This window comes from Vibrio sp. (assembly GCF_038138445.1).
Lineage (GTDB): Bacteria > Pseudomonadota > Gammaproteobacteria > Enterobacterales > Vibrionaceae > Vibrio.
Map to the genome: position 1 here is coordinate 18,897 of NZ_JAYQDQ010000022.1, position 17,384 is coordinate 36,280.

The 17,384-nt window shown below is 42.0% G+C and carries 14 protein-coding genes; 8 read left to right on the forward strand and 6 right to left on the reverse strand.

Annotation, left to right across the window (positions count from 1 at the left end; genetic code table 11):
- Positions 1-15 precede the first annotated feature (15 nt).
- Positions 16-612: a GTP cyclohydrolase II gene (ribA, locus tag AAFM34_RS08260; RefSeq protein ID WP_341661784.1), complete on the forward strand. Its 597-nt coding sequence runs from the start codon at positions 16-18 to the stop codon at positions 610-612.
- A gap of 68 nt (positions 613-680) precedes the next feature.
- Here the strand turns inward: ribA and AAFM34_RS08265 are convergent, their stop codons facing one another.
- The 4 genes from AAFM34_RS08265 to AAFM34_RS08280 are packed head-to-tail and all read right to left on the reverse strand — an operon-like array spanning position 681 to position 6,828.
- Complete coding sequence (locus AAFM34_RS08265) at positions 681-2,795, reverse strand: type I secretion system permease/ATPase (RefSeq protein WP_341661786.1); 2,115 nt, start codon at positions 2,793-2,795, stop codon at positions 681-683.
- A 17-nt stretch (positions 2,796-2,812) separates the two neighbouring features.
- On the reverse strand, positions 2,813-4,723 hold the full coding sequence (locus tag AAFM34_RS08270) for an EAL domain-containing protein (RefSeq protein WP_341661788.1): 1,911 nt from the start codon (positions 4,721-4,723) through the stop codon (positions 2,813-2,815).
- Between the two features lie 5 nt (positions 4,724-4,728).
- On the reverse strand, positions 4,729-5,391 hold the full coding sequence (locus tag AAFM34_RS08275) for a transglutaminase-like cysteine peptidase (RefSeq protein WP_341661790.1): 663 nt from the start codon (positions 5,389-5,391) through the stop codon (positions 4,729-4,731).
- Positions 5,392-5,436: 45 nt separating this feature from the next.
- Positions 5,437-6,828 (reverse strand): HlyD family type I secretion periplasmic adaptor subunit, encoded by a 1,392-nt coding sequence (locus tag AAFM34_RS08280; protein ID WP_341661792.1) that lies wholly within the window; start codon positions 6,826-6,828, stop codon positions 5,437-5,439.
- Positions 6,829-7,102: 274 nt separating this feature from the next.
- On the opposite strand from AAFM34_RS08280, the gene AAFM34_RS08285 reads away from it, so the two are divergent.
- From AAFM34_RS08285 to AAFM34_RS08315, 7 genes are all read left to right on the forward strand, one after another.
- Positions 7,103-8,674 (forward strand): PAS domain-containing protein, encoded by a 1,572-nt coding sequence (locus tag AAFM34_RS08285; RefSeq protein WP_341661794.1) that lies wholly within the window; start codon positions 7,103-7,105, stop codon positions 8,672-8,674.
- Positions 8,667-9,044: an STAS domain-containing protein gene (locus tag AAFM34_RS08290; RefSeq protein WP_341661796.1), complete on the forward strand. Its 378-nt coding sequence runs from the start codon at positions 8,667-8,669 to the stop codon at positions 9,042-9,044. The genes AAFM34_RS08285 and AAFM34_RS08290 overlap by 8 nt, the downstream gene beginning before the upstream one ends.
- A 52-nt stretch (positions 9,045-9,096) precedes the next feature.
- Complete coding sequence (locus AAFM34_RS08295; protein ID WP_341661798.1) at positions 9,097-9,498, forward strand: anti-sigma regulatory factor; 402 nt, start codon at positions 9,097-9,099, stop codon at positions 9,496-9,498.
- Complete coding sequence (locus tag AAFM34_RS08300) at positions 9,486-10,076, forward strand: SpoIIE family protein phosphatase (RefSeq protein ID WP_341661800.1); 591 nt, start codon at positions 9,486-9,488, stop codon at positions 10,074-10,076. The genes AAFM34_RS08295 and AAFM34_RS08300 overlap by 13 nt, the downstream gene beginning before the upstream one ends.
- A 17-nt stretch (positions 10,077-10,093) precedes the next feature.
- Positions 10,094-12,826 carry a response regulator gene (locus AAFM34_RS08305; RefSeq protein ID WP_341661802.1) on the forward strand — a complete coding sequence of 911 codons (2,733 nt, stop codon included), beginning with the start codon at positions 10,094-10,096 and terminating at the stop codon, positions 12,824-12,826.
- 14 nt (positions 12,827-12,840) lie between these two features.
- Positions 12,841-13,842 (forward strand): HD domain-containing phosphohydrolase, encoded by a 1,002-nt coding sequence (locus AAFM34_RS08310; RefSeq protein WP_341661804.1) that lies wholly within the window; start codon positions 12,841-12,843, stop codon positions 13,840-13,842.
- Between the two features lie 182 nt (positions 13,843-14,024).
- Positions 14,025-14,402: a glyoxalase gene (locus AAFM34_RS08315; RefSeq protein WP_341661806.1), complete on the forward strand. Its 378-nt coding sequence runs from the start codon at positions 14,025-14,027 to the stop codon at positions 14,400-14,402.
- A 6-nt stretch (positions 14,403-14,408) separates the two neighbouring features.
- On the opposite strand, the gene AAFM34_RS08320 is transcribed toward AAFM34_RS08315, so the two are convergent.
- Positions 14,409-15,356, reverse strand: coding sequence for a hypothetical protein (locus AAFM34_RS08320; protein ID WP_341661808.1), 948 nt, complete (start codon positions 15,354-15,356; stop codon positions 14,409-14,411).
- Positions 15,357-15,533: 177 nt separating this feature from the next.
- A complete protein-coding gene (locus tag AAFM34_RS08325; protein ID WP_341661809.1) occupies positions 15,534-17,285 on the reverse strand; it encodes an SgrR family transcriptional regulator in 1,752 nt (583 codons plus the stop codon).
- Positions 17,286-17,384: the final 99 nt, after the last annotated feature.

Genomic DNA, 17,384 nt, shown 5'->3' on the forward strand with positions numbered 1-17,384 from the left:
AAAGTGAGTATACCTATGTCTAAAGTACGTACGCGAGTAGATTTTAAAGTTGGGCTTAAGAGTAATATTGACGCGGAAATAGTATCTTTTCATGGTCTTAAGACGGACAAAGAACATGTGGCTGTAATATTTAAACAAGCAGATAAAATGCCAGTGGTTCCTTTGGTACGCATGCATTCTGAGTGCTTAACCGGCGATGTGTTCCACTCTTCTCGATGTGATTGCGGAGAGCAGCTTGAGGAAACCATTAACCGAATGGGCGAGTCTGGAGGTATTATTTTGTACTTACGACAGGAAGGACGTGGTATTGGTTTATACAACAAAATAGATGCCTATCGGCTACAGAGTCAAGGCATGAATACTTATGAAGCAAATAACCATTTAGGTTTTGATGATGACCTCCGTGACTTTACAGAGGCAGCACAAATGCTAAATGCACTTGGCATTACTCAAGTGAGACTGGTAACCAATAACCCCAAGAAAATTAATGAACTTTCCGATTCTGGTATTGAAATCATCGAAGTAGTAAATACGTCTGCTCATATTAAAGACGGCAACGAAAACTATCTAAAAGCAAAAGTATGCCATGGCAACCACTTACTAACTGTGTAAAAACAGCCCAATGCACTTGAGTGCGTTGGGCCTATTCTTTCTCGCCATATTAATATCTTTTTAAACTATCAATTAACCGCGCGTATATTGCCTTGTCTTAAATTCTTGAGAACCTCAGTTTTTGGTCCGTCTGTTATGATAGTGCCTTTTTCCATCACTATGATTCTATCGACCACATCCAACATTGATGTTTTATGAGTGATCAAAACCAGTGTTTCTGAGGCTTTAAGTTGGGAAAGCTGCTGTTTAATGTGCATTTCAGAGCGATTATCCATCGCACTGGTCGGCTCATCCATTAGAAGGACTGGGGGCCTGTGTAGGAATGCTCTTGCGATCGCAACCGCTTGTCGTTGCCCTCCAGAAAGCAGCAGCCCGCCTTCACCGACTTGGCGCTCAAGACCTGCTGGATCTTGCTGAGTAAAAACGGTCACTCCAGCGCGATTTGCGGCGTCCATGACATCTCGATCATCAGCGAGCGGGCGACCAAGGGTGATATTGTCACGTATTGAGCCATAAAACAGCTGACTGTCCTGGGGCACGCAACCAATATTGCGTCTGATATCAATATGGTGAAGTTGTTGTATGTCTGTATCGTCAATACGGACATGGCCTTCTGTTGGTTGATAAAGCCCTAAAATTAGCCGCTCCAGTGTGGTTTTTCCTGAGCCTATTCTGCCTATAATAGCGACTTTTTCACCAGGATTTATGGTGATATTTAGATCGCGAATTGAAGCGATTGTAGAGTCCGGATAGTGGAAAGTGACTTTATCCAGCTCGATTTTGCCCTTTACTATTGGCCTATGAATATAGCGTTTTCCCTCTTCTTGCTCATCAGGCATAGACATTATTTGTTCTATAATAGACAACGAAGACTTGGCTTGATTATATCGAGTCGAAAGGAGTGATAGCTGAACCATAGGACCAATGGCTCTGTTACTGAGCATAGTAGCAGCAATAAGGCCTCCCATGGTAAGTTCGCCATCGGCGATCAAATACACCCCAAGAATGATCATACCTACGTTTGAGGCTTGTTGAACAAAGCCAGCAGTGTTGTGAATACCATCTGTGATTCGTCGACTTTTAATACTCCAGTTCGACATATGTGCAACAGCTTCTTCCCATTTGAACTGAAATTGACTTTGAGCCCCAAACAGTTTGAGTGTTTCTAATCCAGATAAACTTTCAATGAGATTGGCATACTTTTGTGATGCCAAACGAGACCCTTCTTCAATCGATTGCTTGAGTGGTCCTTGTATGATGATGGAATAGATAATGAGGATCAGAACGCCAAATATAGGAATCCAGACTAGGTCTCCCGCCATTAGCCATATTAACAATAAGAATAATATGGCAAAAGGAAGGTCGATAAGAGAACCAATCGTTGCTGAGGTAAAAAACTCTCGAATTGATTCAAACTCCTGTAGGTGTCTTGCAAAAGCGCCGACTGACGGAGGTTTGGCTTCCATTCGAATTCCAAGAACCTTACTGAAGAGCTTTGACGATATGAGTACGTCAGATTTTTTTCCCGCTACATCGATAAAATAGCTGCGAAGAATTTTCAGTGTGAGTTCAAAAAGAAAAATTACAAAGATACCACTGGCCAAAACCCATAGTGTTTCAAAGGCTAGATTGGGGACAACTTTGTCATAGACCAAACGTGTAAACATGGGGGCTGCTATTGCGAACAAATTGATCATTATTGAAGCGATAAAAACGTCTCGATAGATATTTTTTGACTGCCACAATGTTGACCAGAACCAATGACCTTGACGAGTTTTTAAAATTTCTGGCGATCGTTCATCATAACGAAACTGCTTTTTCACGAGAAAATAGCGGCCTATATACAGCTCATTAAGCTCCTCAATCGATATTGAAATGGGCACTAGCCCTGATTCGCCAGTGACCACTTCGGCTTCTTGCTTTTCTATGTTAATCGTATTGAGCACGCAAGCGTCCCCACCTTTGAGAAGCAATACAACAGGGAGGACTAGCTCTGATATTTTTGTTAATTGTGAACGGTTTTCTTTAGCGACCAGCCCAGCGCGTTCAGCTGATCGAGGGAATAAGAACGGAGTTAGTTTTCCAGACGATAGTGGCAAGCCGTTGATCAGAGCTTCTGGTGAATTAGCTAGCCCAAAGTAGCGGCTAATGTATATGAGTGAATTGAGTAAAGGATCTTGCATTAACGGCTGTAACCTTCTTACTTATCTACAATGAAGCCTTGGAATACATCGATAAAATGCTCCGCTAAAAAGTCGAGTTGTGCCTGAGTTTCTACACGAGATGCAATAGTCTTAATCCCAAGGTTATGTGCTGTGCGCGAAATTGAAGTTAAGGTAAATTGCTGTTTTTCCTCGTCTAAGTGGTGTGTGTAAAGATAGTCAACTTTAACATAAGCGGGTCTGAATTCGTTGATATAATCCAAAGATTGGAAATTTCTTCCGTAGTTATCGACACCAAAGTCAGCGCCTGCATTACGAATTGCATTACAAAAGAGTGCTGTGTGATGAGGTGTATTAACAAAGCAGTTTTCGGGAATTTCAAAATGTAGGAGTGGGGCAGCTGACTTATGTCGGCTTAAGATTTGCGTAACCCAGCGAATAAAACTTGGCTCAGCAATACTACTTTGTGAGATATTAATTGCTACAGGATCAGAGAAAGCGCCTTGTTCGAGTTGAGTAACCATGGTTTGAATGACGTACTCATCGAATAGATGGCTGGCGTGGAGCTGTTCCAAAGCAAACATATATTGATTGGCACTGAATCTTTCGCCATCTCTTTCAATCGCCGAGAAAACCTCTCTATGGTAGGTTTCTCCTGAACCATCGTTTGCGGCCTGATAGCGGAATTTGAACCAGTCGTTACTCATGGCTTCTTCGACTAGTGCTTTCCACTGTTGCTTGCCCATCAGATTGTCAGAGTTGTCACTGGTGACGTAACCGAAAGTAATTTCTGGATCCGATTTTGCTGTCGCTAACGCATTATCCAGCATAGTCAGAATGCTGGATGTGTCTTTAGGCACCTCATTGTACACAACACCTAGCGCCACATTTGATTTCGCCATCCCAGTTGGATCAGGGTTAATTCCTTGGACATAATTAATGATGCTCTCAGAGACATTTTTTAGTTCATTTTCACTCATGTTAGGGATGATAAATGCAAACTCTTCGGGAGAGATTCGCGCTATGGTGATATCGGGAAAGGTTAATGAGACACTGAGGTGATCAGACAGTTCTCTGACCATACTGTCACCGGCTTTATAGCCTTTCTCTTCGTAGAGATCATGAATAAAGCTTGCCTCAAGCATGGCAACTCCACCAACCCCACCTTCGCCTAACCAAGCATTGAGCTGATTCATATAGTAGGCGCGATTACCCAGTTTTGATACGGGATCAATATAAGCGCGTTCTCTGAGTTTTTGGGCTTCTTGTGCTTGGGCTTTAAATGATTGCTCCAATTGAGAAGACATACTATTGATACCATCGACAACATAGATAAGGTCTGTAGTCGAAGGTCTGGGCAATGGGTCTCCAAATTGATTACGCGCCACTTGCTCCATTTTAGTAACGATGAGGTGTAAAGGACGCAGTGCGCGTTTTAGGATAAAAGCGATCGACATTAAGCCAATGGCGAAGATGAGGCTAAAGGCCATGGCTAGGCGAACAAATGCATTCCAAAGCTGGGTGTAAGCATCCCCAGTATGGCTTACGATTTCAACCTCAGCGAGTTGCATCCAGCCGCTGGTCACGACTCGGCGATCATGGATACGATCAAATAAATGCAGGCCAGTAAACCAGTCGGGCACATCGAGTGGTTTGACGGGGTAGGAACGGATAATTTCTTCCCCATTATCAAGGAAAATGAGACGCACGATGGAATAGCTACTGCCATCAAATAGAGCATTAACGACCGATTCAACCGCTATTTGATCTTTGCTTTCCAAGTAAGGTGCCAAAGCAAGACCGACAGTGTTGATGGTATTGTTCATTTCTGACCGCTGCTGCTGGATCAGGCTGTTTCGCGTTGTGTTAAATTCGATGATGAAAACTGAAACCATCAGCATCAAAAATACCGCTATCATCCCCGCGACAAGTTGTTTATATAAAGTCATATTGCCTACTCATCGTATTTCAAAATTGGTTTATTCAATTTGAGTGATTTCTCTCTAGCCCTGAGATCATTCCATAAACTTAGTCTTGATGATTTCCCGGCCAGTTGCCCTTTCTTCGATTTCATTAGCCATAGATTTTTACCGTTAAAGCTGTATACCGGTAATAAATCTCGGCGTTTGGACGCTCTTTTAATCTGTGGATCAATGTTATCGAGCAAAATAGGTTCTGCGCTTGGTTTCGAATAGTAGGCCAGTACCATATGGAATTGATTTAGCGTGATTGCTTTAACGTAGACCAGCCTGAGTTTTTTATCTGAGACCCCAAGCTCAAGCAGTGAAAAATACTTTGCGATAGTAAAATCTTCGCAATCGCCGCCATTACTGCCCAAAAATTCAAGTGGAGTTGCCCAATAGTCTTTCTTGCCCCACAGCCTATCATCATTGACAAAATTGAGTTGATTGAAAAAGCGATTTACTTTCACCAACTTTTCCTTCTCTGGTAGCCCTTTGAATTGGACCATTTCACGACGCCAAGTTTCGACTCTTTTTCCTGCTCGCTCTCCATATGTCTTCCTAACCGCATCAACCCAGCGTTGTTCTTGGGTATTGAGTGCCTGTGAAGCGGTTGAGACCATAATAAACAATAGAAGTGAGAGCAGAAGTTTCATTTCGTCACTGTCTATGCAAATAAGTAAGTAGAGTTGCTGGCATTGTTATTCCTTGAGTGCGTTGTTTTTGGCTCCGAAGATAGGCTTTAGTAAGTATTCCATCACTGTGCGCTTTCCTGTAATTATATCAACTGATGCTGTCATGCCCGGTATTATGGGTAATGAAGCATCATTATTTAGGCTTGTTTCTTTGGTTCTAACCCTTACAAGATAAAAGCTGTTTCCTTCTTCATCCGTGGTTGTGTCAGCACTAATATGCTCAAGGCTGCCCTCGAGTCCACCATACTTAGTAAAATCATAAGCGCTAAATTTCACAATGGCACTTAAGTTTGGCCTTAAGAAGGCAATATCTTGAGGAGCTATCTTGGCTTCTACTAATAATGTGTCTTCACTGGGCACAATTTCCACAATGTCCATGCCTGGTTGGATAACCCCACCGACCGTATTTACATTAAGAGTTTTTACCGTCCCAATGACAGGGGAGATAACGATGGTTCGGTTGACTCTGTCTTCTAAACCGACACTCGATTCTGTAAGTGCGGAGAGTTTGTCTTGCGTTTGGTTGAGCTTTTCTTGTTGCTCGGAACGAAACTTTTGCGCAGCATCAATACGGCTTAACATGGATTCTTGGATAGCAGATTTGAGTACTGGTACTTTAAGCTCACTAGACGTCATTTCCCTACGGGTATCATTAACTTGTCGCTGTAGTTTCAATAATTCTATCTGTGGTACTACGCCTTCATCGGCAAGTGGTTTGGTGATTTCAAGCTCTTTGCGGGCAAAATTATAACTCTCACGTAAATTCTTTACTCTAGCTTGTATTTCTACCAGGTCTTGTTGCTTTTGTTTTACTTGCTGGTCGATGACTGAAATTTGGTTATTGAGGTTGTTGAGATCTTGTTGATATTCAGCTCTTTGTCTTGCAACAAGGCGAGGCTGTTTCTCAGCTAAAGAAGGGGGGAAAGCGAGCTTATTAAAATTAATTTCGACGCTTTTTTGCCAAGAGCTTTGGTTAAACTTTGCATTGATGGTCACGCTAGTAATTGAGGCAGATAGCTGCAACACGCTTGCGGTGAGGTTGGCAATCTGCTGTTCGCGTTCGCGAAAGTCGGACCGAAAACGTGTGTCGTCTATTAACAGTAGCTGCTGTCCTTTTTGAACAGCTTGTCCCTCTTGCACTAAAATCTCTTTAACAAGACCACCTTCAAGGTTTTGAACGATTTGAACTTGAGAAGATGGGACTACTTTTCCTTCTCCCACGGTTACCTTGTCAATCTGTGCCCAAGACGCCCAAACCCCCGCGAAAATTAAAAATAACACCATTACCCAAAGCATAATACGGGCACTACTGGGAGTATTGAGTAATAAGGCGGCAGTTTTATCATCCACATACTCAAGTTCGCTGTCAGAAAGCTTGCTGTAGTTGTCCTGAGTCATGAGTTGATTCCTGTTTATGTTACATGTCGTTTAGTTATGTATTAAGAATAGCCAATTTTATAAAGATGCAGTAGTAAGTTAACTCTGTATCAAGCACTTAAATGAAAGGAAAGTGACAATTTGTGCGCTGAGTTAACCGGAGCCATATGTGAAATTTGTCGATAATGGTTAGAATTGAGCTAGGCTGTTTTGTAAGCATTAATCTATAGTTTAGTGATTAAAGCGACCGAGTTACTTGAAGTTTTCTGGGACGGAATTATTCAAAGGAGTGACAATGAAAAAAACAAATCAAGGTTTTGACACAGAGTCAGCACTATATGAAAGTGTCTACAATGCGATTAACCGCTCCCAAGGTGTTATAGAGTTTGAGCTTGATGGCACCATATATAACGCAAATCAAAACTTTCTCGATGTTGTTGGGTATACGCTTGATGAAATAAAAGGGCAACACCACCGAATGTTTGTTACGCCTGCTCATGCTAAAAGCAAAGCTTACAAGGACTTTTGGCTTAAGTTAGGAAAAGGTGAGTTTGATTCTGGCGAATATAAGCGTGTGGCTAAAGGAGGGAAAGAAATCTACCTTCAGGCAACCTATAACCCTGTATTTGATGATAAAGGCAAAGCCATTAGGGTGATAAAGGTTGCTACAAATATCACCGAAAATAAACTTGCTAGCATGAAGTCAAGCAGCCGTATTTCGGCGATCGACAAATCGCTTGCTACCATAGAGTTTAATTTGGATGGAACCATAATTACCGCTAATCAGAATTTTCTCAATCTTATGCAATATTCACTGGATGAAATTCAGGGGAAGCATCACAGGATGTTTTGTGAAAAAGCGTATCACCAAAGTGAAGAATATAAAGAGTTTTGGCAACAGCTTAGTAAAGGTGAATTTAGCTCAGGGGAATATATCCGTATTACGAAAAACGGTGACATGGTCTTTATCCAAGCGACTTATAACCCAGTATTTGATGATCAAGGTAAACCCGTTAAGGTATTTAAAGTCGCATCAGACATTACAGAGTACAAAGAAATCACTAATGAAGCTCAAGCCAAAGCGGACGCAATCGATAAATCACTCGGAACGATAGAGTTTAACTTGGATGGGTCCATAATAACGGCCAATCAAAATTTCCTTGATCTTATGGGGTATTCCCTCAAAGAAATCCAAGGTAAACATCATAGACTTTTTTGTGAAAAAGAGTACAGCGAGACAGAGCAATATCAGGAGTTTTGGCGAAACCTTGGTGCAGGTGAGTTCAGTTCAGGGGAGTTTAAACGTATTGCCAAAAATGGTCGCGAGGTTTTTATTCAAGCTACCTATAATCCAGTATTAGATATCAAGGGGCAACCTTATAAGGTACTTAAAGTCGCTTCTGATATTACAGATAGGAAGAAAATGGCTGAGGAAAGGGCTAAGCAAGCGTCCATGATAATGGAGATGTCGACGCCTGTTATGCAGCTTTGGGACAAAGTACTCATGTTACCTGTTATTGGGCTAATTGATTCCAACCGAATCCAGATGATCATGGAGGCAGTGCTGCAAAAAGTTATCGATTTTGAAGCTCGTGTGATCGTTATTGATATCCAAGGGGTTCCCACAGTGGATAGTGCGGTAGCTAATCACCTTTTAAAAGTTGCCAAGGCGACACGTTTGATGGGGTGTGTGTGTATTGTCACCGGTATTTCTCCTGTCGTTGCCCAGGCAATAGTCAATCTTGGGATTGAATTAAATGATGTGGTGACCCAGTCCACACTAAAAGAAGGCGTCAACAATTCATTCAAAATAGCTGGTTACACATTGTCTCAAAGTGAAGATCATCAGGAACAATGGCATGAGTAATACCCAGAGTGACATGATAAAAGTCGTCGTTCACGACATGAGTCGATGCTTGATTGTGCCTATACAAGAGGAACTGTCGGTGGATGATGCGAAGAGAGTCCAAGAAGTGATTTTGGATGCGCTGGGAAGTAGACATGTGACAGGGGTCGTTATTGATTTCTCTGGGGTAGATATTGTCGATAGCTCTCTTTGGGACGTGTTTATCAAGTCGGCCAATATGATTAATGTGATGGGCTCTCAGGCGGCAATAACAGGTTTAAGTCCTGGCATTATCGCGTCGATGATAGATTCCAACTTAGACACCAGTTGCCTAAAAACAAAGCGAAATATGGAAGAGGCTTTAGATTATCTGCGTACATATCAAAGCTAAACGAACTATAAATGTCACGAGTATATTTGATGGGTCGGAGGTTGGATTAAGGGTGAATAATATTGTCAAAATAGACATAGTGACTGACTCTGATGTTGGCTATGCCAGTTTGGATGCGAAGAAGTTTGCTCAAAAACTGGGTTTCTCAACAGTCGACCAATACATGATCTCAATTGCTGTTAGTGAGCTTACCCGCAATATTCTTAATCATGCGGGCAAAGGACTTCTCTACATCAAGTATCTAGAAGAGGGTGCAAAAAAAGGCATTGAAATTATTGCTAAGGATCATGGTGGAGGCATTCACGATGTAAATAAAGCACTAAGTGACAATTTTAGTACCCATGGCACCATGGGTGTTGGTCTACCAGGTACCCAAAGGTTAATGGATTCTTTACATATAGAAACAGAGCTTGGTGAAGGAACGGAAGTGACGGTAAGGAAATGGCTGAGATAATGATGGCAGACATTGAAATCGCGATTAGTGAAAAACCACTTGCAGACGTCAATGGGGATGATGCCTTTTTTCAACAAAATGGGAATGGGTATTTCGTCAGCCTTTTTGATGGTGCGGGTCATGGGAAAAGTGCCCATAGAATCGCAAGCATGACTCGCAGCTTGTTAAAGCAGGTCCATCAGGGAGAGCTGACAAGCATAATGAAGCAATTGCATGATAGTTTGCGCAGTACAAATGGTGGAGTTGCGATTATTGCTAAGCTTGATACAGATTCACTGCGCTTTGACTATGTCGGTATTGGCAATATTTTCATGTGTAAGATAGGCAAAGAGGTGCAAAGGTTTATTTGTCAGCAGGGGGTTCTTGGGTATCAAATACGCACTCCAGTGGAAAATACAGTCCATCTTACTCCGGGGGAAATTGTGATTCTCTATTCTGATGGGATTGTTACTAATTTTGATCCTAAAGACTACCCAAGCATCTATACTGATAATGCTGAAACTATTGCCCAAAACATCACTCGGAGGTTCGCTAAGACGTCAGATGATGCTACGTGCTTAGTCATTCGGGTTAACTAAGAGGTCGTAAATGGCACATGAATCTCGAAACCGTTTTAAAGGAACTTGAGCAAGCTTCCACTCACGATAACGTAAAGCTTGCTGAATACAGCATTGAAGATAGCCAATCCATTGTTGATTTTAGAAATAAAATTAAAAAGCTGGCCTTAAGCTGTCAATATTCTAGAGTGAATGCTGTGCGCCTTGCCACTGCGGCATCCGAGGTTTGCCACAAGCTGTTATCTACTTCCAATCGTTTTGATGCTGCGATCTATTTTGCAAATAGAGTAGGTAAATGGGGAATTAAGTTAGTATTGAGTAGTGACTCGGGTTCAATATCCTCCATGAATTATGATTATATTTTTGAAGATTTTAGCGTCGATACTGCCAGTAATAATGCCCACACAATCACGGCATTTAAGCAAATCCCACACCCTAGTTTTTCTCCTCTCGATCATGTGGGAGTTCAGCGCCGAAAATTGAATCAACTTTCTCAGCATGAATTAATGCGGGAACTACAAATTTCTTTGGAAAGAACCAAAGAAGCAGATGTAGCCAAAGGCGATTTCCTCGCTAATATGAGCCATGAGATTCGTACACCTATGAATGCCGTTATCGGACTCAGTGAGCTTGTGCTCAAAACCAAACTCACTTCCAAGCAGCATGACTACGTGAGCAAGATAAATTCAGCGGGTCGTGCATTGCTGGGCATTATCAATGACATTCTTGATATATCCAAAATTGAAGCTGGCAAAATGCAGATGGAGTCTATTCCTTTCCAGCTTGATAAGGTTTTGGATGATCTATGCACCATCATAACCCTTAAATCGCAAGAAAAAGGCATAGAAGTGATTTTCTCTACCCCTCCAGATATGCCTAATTACTTGATTGGTGATCCTTTACGCCTTGGTCAGATACTGACTAACTTGTGTAACAATGCGATTAAGTTTACTGAGCAGGGAGAGATCATCGTTAAAATAAGCAGCTGTAACTCTGCTACAGACAGCGTGAAGTTAAAGTTCGAGGTTAAAGATACCGGAATTGGCCTAAAACCAGAGCAAATTCAAAAACTCTTCAGTGCGTTCAGTCAAGCTGATACATCAACAACCAGAAAGTATGGTGGTACAGGCCTTGGGCTAAGCATTTGTAAGAATTTAGTCCAAATGATGAAGGGTGAGATTTGGGTAGAAAGTGTTTACACAGAGGGAAGTAGCTTTATTTTTACTGCTGAATTTGGCGTGCTGGACAAAGAGTTTGAAAGCCAGCAGGAGAGGGCGACCAACTGGAAGAAATTAAAGGGTATGAAAACTCTTGTTGTTGATGATAATAAGAGTGCACGTGAAATTAACAGAGAACTTTTAAGTGCATACTCGCTCGATATTACAACAGCAGTCAATGGCCTTGAAGCGGTTGATATGGTTAAAAGAGCAGTCAGTGATGATAAACCTTTTGAGTTAGTGCTGATGGATTGGCAAATGCCAGAAATGAATGGCATCAAAGCATCTGAGATTATTAAAAACTTAGATATAGGTTGTTCGCCGAAAATCATTTTAATGACGGCATACGGCCGAGAAGAAGTGGTTGTTAAAGCCTCTGAAGCAAAAATTGATGGCTTTTTAGTTAAACCAGTCAATGCTTCTGCATTGCTCAATACGGTAATGGAAGTTATAGGCAAGGCTGTGATGAGTGACAGTATCGGCCATAAAAATGAAACAGAAGCCTTGTATGAAAGCTTTGCCAGTGTTCGCGGAGCGCCCGTGTTATTGGTGGAAGATAACGAAGTTAACCAAATCATTGCTGTGGAATTACTTGAAAGTGTTGGTCTTAATGTGGAAGTGGCCAACAATGGTAAAGAAGGGGTGGACAAGGCACTTGATGGTGAATATGCCATTATTCTTATGGACTTACAAATGCCTGTGATGGACGGTTTAGAAGCTGCAGCAGTACTTAGGGAACAACCCACCCATCGAGAGATCCCTATTATAGCGATGACGGCTAATGCGATGCAGCAAGATAGAGAACGATGTGCAGAAGCGGGTATGGATGATCATATTGCTAAACCGATAGATACCAGCGAATTGTATAGTAAGTTACTCAAGTGGATTGATCCTAGTTTCAAAGATGAAAATTTTGAACATTCATCTACTCAAAAGAGTGAAGAGGTTAATAACGATGCAGAACTGCCAGAATTACAAGGTATAGATTCTGAAGAAGGACTATCTAGAGTCAATGATGACAAAGCGTTGTATACCAAACTTCTCAATAGTTGTTCGAAGAATAATCAGACTACCTTCCGTGATTTGAAAATCTTGTGGCAGGACAAAGACTATGCGCAGGGAGAAATTACCGCACATACCTTAAAAGGGGCTTCTGCTTCTTTGGGGGCACACCGCTTATCTAAAATTGCTTTTACCTTTGAGCAGGCGTTTAAGCAACAAGATAAGGACATTGCTCCTGAATCATGGACTGAGCTCTCATCCGCCTTGCTGCAGGTTCTAGAATCTATTGCGCTTATTGACACTCAAATTGATGCTTCGCCCATTGTATCTCAGGACTTTGACCTTGAACGAGTAAAAACTTTAGGCGAAGAAATTAGGGAGCAACTAGAACTGGGCGAATTTGAAGAAGATAGCATCGCCAGTTTGGTCGCCATGGTACAAGGACAGGTCGCTGCTATTGAGATAGAACATCTTAATGAAGCGGTTGAAATCTATGACAGTGATGAAGCTCTAGAGTGTCTAGACAAAATACTGTCTAGCATTCAGGGTTAAAGGTTGGGGCTAAAATGGATAAAACGATTTTAGTGGTTGATGATGTTCCAGATAATATTCGCATTCTGAAAAGCGTACTGGAGAAAGGTAACTATTCCGTAAGAGCGGCAACAAGCGGTGAGAAGGCTCTAAAGCTCGCAAATACGTCGCCTCAGCCTAATATTATTTTACTCGACATCATGATGCCGGAGATGGATGGATTCGAAGTGTGTCGAAGGCTCAAGCGTGAGCCAGAAACGGCTTATATTCCGGTTATTTTTATCTCAGCTAAAGATGACACAGATGATCAGTCAATGGGTTTTGACTTAGGTGCGGTCGACTATATCACTAAGCCCTTCTCTCCTGCTATTGTGCTTCGCCGTGTGGCGACTCACCTGTCTCTAACGCGGTTGGCTGAAGTTGACTCTTTGGCTCTATCGGCGATTAGAATGCTGGGTGTTGCGGGCCATTATAATGATACAGATACAGGTAGTCACATTTGGCGCATGGCCGAGTACTGCAAGTTATTAGCCAAAGCGGTGGGCTGGGAGTATGAGAATTACAACCTATTAGAACTTGCTGCGCCCTTACATGATACGGGTAAAATCGGAATACCTGATGCGATACTTAAAGCGCCAAGGCCTCTGGCTGAAGATGAATGGGTAGTGATGAAAAAGCACTCGGAAATTGGCCATGAAATATTATCTATGTCTTCCAATCCTGTATTCCAGTTGGGAGCAGAGGTGGCAAAATATCATCATGAACGTTGGGATGGGACAGGATATCCAGAAGGCTTAGCTGGGGAAGAAATACCACAAGGCGCTAGGATTGTGGCCATCTGCGATGTGTTTGATGCGTTGACTATGGAGCGCCCCTACAAAAGGGCGTGGTCAATTGAAGACGCGTTAAGTGAAATACAAAATAACGCTGGCTCACATTTTGACCCACATATGGTGGATACCTTTTTAGGCTTAGAAAGTGAGATTAAAGAAATTTATCACAAATGGAGTCTTAAAGACGAAAACTCGATTGAGTAGCTCTGTATATTCAAAACGTTAAGTCAGCCAACATCACCTACCCACCGTGTACTAAACGCACTCAACTCTATTTTCACCAAGGATAATATTTTAAGTTTGATAAAGCCTACTGACAGGTTCTGACAGTGGGGTGGATTATAGTAATGCCACTGCTTAGTTACTTTATCAGTTGAGGAAATAATATGTTAACTATTGATACCTATGTTCTTTATGTAGAAAATATCCAAATTAGCCAAGGCTTTTATACCAAGGTGCTTGGTTGTGAGTCGAGATCTCTTTCTCCTACCTGTATGGAAATCAAGTTTGCAAACAATATGTCAGTACTATTAAAGCAGAACTCAAATTTAGTGCCGACAAGCCGTATAACGGGTGGTGGGGCTGAGCTATCTATATTGGTTGAAGACCAAACTAAGCTTGAGTCTTTGTATCATAGTTGGAAAAAACAATCGGTTGATTTTGCGCAAGATCCGAAGGAGTTGTCCTATGGTGTTAGCTTCGTGGCGCTCGACCCAGATGAACATCGCATTCGTGTCACTATTCCAATCGGTTTGCCTTCTTAGCGCAGACTATGTGTTTTCAAACAAATCAAGCTGCGCTTTCTCGAATTTTTTCTGGTGGCGATGTATTTTGCCTTTCGGAGTCTCATCGACACCGAAGGAAAGCACGCTAGTGACTGAGTACCCAGTAATCACAATGTCTCCTATCTGATCTAACTTAGAACTCAGCTTTAGGATACAGCGGATAATGGAGCCGCTTTGAAAACTCATTTTCTGATTCAGAATGCTTTGTTTAAACTCTTTATCACACATGGCAAAGTTGATATTTTGACCTTGCCATATCCCTTTCCACTTATATTTACCTTCGCCAAGTACAGGAGCAATAATTTCAATAGTTGTGTCATCAAAGGTTTGTACTGGTAATCGATGGGAGGGCAGTACAAATGCTTTGAACTTGGATCGTCTGATCAATGATTCAGGGGTTAATGGTGCACCATGACAATCGAGTTCGCTGATTCCGATCTTGGTGACTTTTGAATAGGCACAAAGATGTTTAAATAGATTGGATCGGCGCGTGATCACTTTGTGATTCTCGTTGACGACTTCGGCTACTTTTTTAATGGTTTTAGGTTCAATTTTATCCTTGTTCGCCTGTTGTTTTAGTGTCTGTATTCTAAGTCTTTTCTCTTCGATACTTAGGCGTAATTCTTCTTTTTGTAGCCGTTCTAACTCTGAGTCTGATTTGGGAAGCAAAGGTATCGCGATAGAAGCAATACCAACGATGACAGATAAAATACCTGCGTTTGAATTGGCCAACTTCCAAATATCACGCAGTCCACCTTCTTGGCGAGCTTCGCTTTCTATCACTAGTGGAACATCAAGAATATTGGCTATTTCATACAGTATTGAAACGATCTCAGTCTCGCACTGGTTGCGAACTATGGCATCCATAGAGTGAGACTCGTCATTAAAATAGTAGTGAAATTGAAGTTTACTCTCTTTCAACTGTTTATCCATACAGTGTTTGATTTGTAAAAAGATACGTAATCAGTTTTGAAATTCAAGGGGTGCCTTGTGATAGAGATCAAACTTCAAATCTAGGATAACGAGTTGGTATGTATTGCGTGATAGATGGCCCGATTCGACGCTTTGGTGATAAGTTCTATGACAATACTTGTTTTGCTCTCCAATGACTTAGTCTGTTGACCAGACATTTTTGATATCGGGCCAGCCCCAGTTGGTTAACTCAACATTTTTGAGTACGCCATGGAAGCGAAGTGTCTGTCGATGGTGAAATAAAGGTGTTACCCAATACTGATGAATAAAAGTTGAAGCAATGGGCTCTATAGCATCGAGATATCGATCAAGCGGTGTCGTTTCCCGAATTCTTTCTAATGAGTGCATGAGCCACTGTTTGGCCTTGTGACCAATACAAGCATGAAGTACCGGATTAGTGTACAAGTTGTAAAAGGTTGAAGAATGGCGATTATCATCCAAGTTAATGTTGGTCACGACTAGCGTTTCGGTTAATTGGTTGTTTTGCGACATTTCATAAAGCTTACGATACGAGTAGGTACTAACTCTAGCTTCAATACCCAGCTTATTTAATATGCTTTTAATGGCGAGAGCACAGTCTATCAGCGCTCTGTAGTCATAGACAGCAATGTCTATGTGTGGGGGAAGGTCAGCTTCGGGTACTTGTGGCCTTAGCACAGGTGGCCATGCAGGAAGTATGTTGTATGCTTTGCTGCAACCAAAAAGTGTCTGGTTATGTTTGAGCTGGTCATAAACATGCTGTGGATTAAGTATGTTTGATAAATAGCGCTTTTGGCTGTCATCAAGCGTAGAGGGAGAAGATTGATTGAATAAAACTAGCATGCATCCATCTTCGAGGCGTGACTTGTGACTATTGCTTTGAAGTTGAGCGTCATCTGTGTGAGAAAGGTGGTACTCACACTCGTTATTGTCTTGTACGCCAGGTTGGTTGGTTTGAATTTGTCTATTCGTCAGCTCTTTTTCGTCCAGTTTCCAGATAGTGACTTGGTCAGTTAAGGCACGGCAGCCGTAATAGCGCTCGAATGCTTGCAGACAAAGGCGATCTTCTTTGTGTTCTCGTACTTCAAATGGTCCAGAGCCGATGACACCATAATGGTTTGCATTGTTGACTTGGCTGGTAGGTTGGATGGCGTACTTTACTCCTGAAACCAAGCCGCCAAATCCAAGATCGGGTTTTGAAAATTCGAACACGACCTTATTCGGTAGTGGTGAAGTAACACTTTCCAAGTGAGCCAGTTCATTATGGTAATTCGCCAATGTCGAAAGCTTAGCAAAAAGACTCACAATACTATCGGCATCAATGGCGGCGCCATTATGGAAGGTCAATGCAGGCCTAAGGTAGAAAGTCCATTGATGCCCCTTGTTTTCGCATTGCCAGTGGTGAGCTAGTTGAGGCTCCAAGTGACCTTCTAGGTTACTACTCACTAGGCAGCAGTATATTTGCCTGAGTAGATAACGTTCGCTAGAACGCTGTAATTGGTGTGGCACTATGCGTTCAAAAGAGCGTTTATAAGTCAGCTGTATATGTAGTAGTCCCTCACGTATGGTGGCCCCTGACGTACTTTGTAGCAAACGCCCAAACGCTTTTTGATCATCATCGAGAATGTTTAAGGCCTGTTCGTACTGTCCCTGTCGTATGCGTTTGCTTGCCAACTGAGATTTGAGGTCTGGCAGTGTTAAGTTGAGCACAAGAGTTGACCTTTGATGCCTTCCCACTTTCGGGACCCATGATAGCCATTCTAGTTGTTGCATTTGATTGAGTAAGTTTCTCGCATGGCGATGGCTAGTAAATAGCCGTTCAGCGACATCTGGTAGCGCTGTTTTAATATCTTCCCCCACGCCTAATGGTTCAAGGCGTGCATAATAGCGCAGCAAATTGAGATCTGACATTTGGGCTCCAAAACAAGCATTTTATTGAAGTGTTATTTTCCCTATTTTATCAGAATACAGTCGATTTTAGTGGGTTTATGGTTGTTTTTATCAAAATTA

Excerpts from the sequence above, each read along its gene's own strand:
- ribA (WP_341661784.1), top strand. The coding sequence starts at position 16 with ATGTCTAAAGTACGTACGCGAGTAGATTTTAAAGTTGGGCTTAAGAGT.
- AAFM34_RS08265 (WP_341661786.1), bottom strand. The coding sequence starts at position 2,795 with ATGCAAGATCCTTTACTCAATTCACTCATATACATTAGCCGCTACTTT.
- AAFM34_RS08270 (WP_341661788.1), bottom strand. The coding sequence starts at position 4,723 with ATGACTTTATATAAACAACTTGTCGCGGGGATGATAGCGGTATTTTTG.
- AAFM34_RS08275 (WP_341661790.1), bottom strand. The coding sequence starts at position 5,391 with ATGAAACTTCTGCTCTCACTTCTATTGTTTATTATGGTCTCAACCGCT.
- AAFM34_RS08280 (WP_341661792.1), bottom strand. The coding sequence starts at position 6,828 with ATGACTCAGGACAACTACAGCAAGCTTTCTGACAGCGAACTTGAGTAT.
- AAFM34_RS08285 (WP_341661794.1), top strand. The coding sequence starts at position 7,103 with ATGAAAAAAACAAATCAAGGTTTTGACACAGAGTCAGCACTATATGAA.
- AAFM34_RS08290 (WP_341661796.1), top strand. The coding sequence starts at position 8,667 with ATGAGTAATACCCAGAGTGACATGATAAAAGTCGTCGTTCACGACATG.
- AAFM34_RS08300 (WP_341661800.1), top strand. The coding sequence starts at position 9,486 with ATGGCTGAGATAATGATGGCAGACATTGAAATCGCGATTAGTGAAAAA.
- AAFM34_RS08305 (WP_341661802.1), top strand. The coding sequence starts at position 10,094 with ATGAATCTCGAAACCGTTTTAAAGGAACTTGAGCAAGCTTCCACTCAC.
- AAFM34_RS08310 (WP_341661804.1), top strand. The coding sequence starts at position 12,841 with ATGGATAAAACGATTTTAGTGGTTGATGATGTTCCAGATAATATTCGC.
- AAFM34_RS08315 (WP_341661806.1), top strand. The coding sequence starts at position 14,025 with ATGTTAACTATTGATACCTATGTTCTTTATGTAGAAAATATCCAAATT.
- AAFM34_RS08320 (WP_341661808.1), bottom strand. The coding sequence starts at position 15,356 with ATGGATAAACAGTTGAAAGAGAGTAAACTTCAATTTCACTACTATTTT.
- AAFM34_RS08325 (WP_341661809.1), bottom strand. The coding sequence starts at position 17,285 with ATGTCAGATCTCAATTTGCTGCGCTATTATGCACGCCTTGAACCATTA.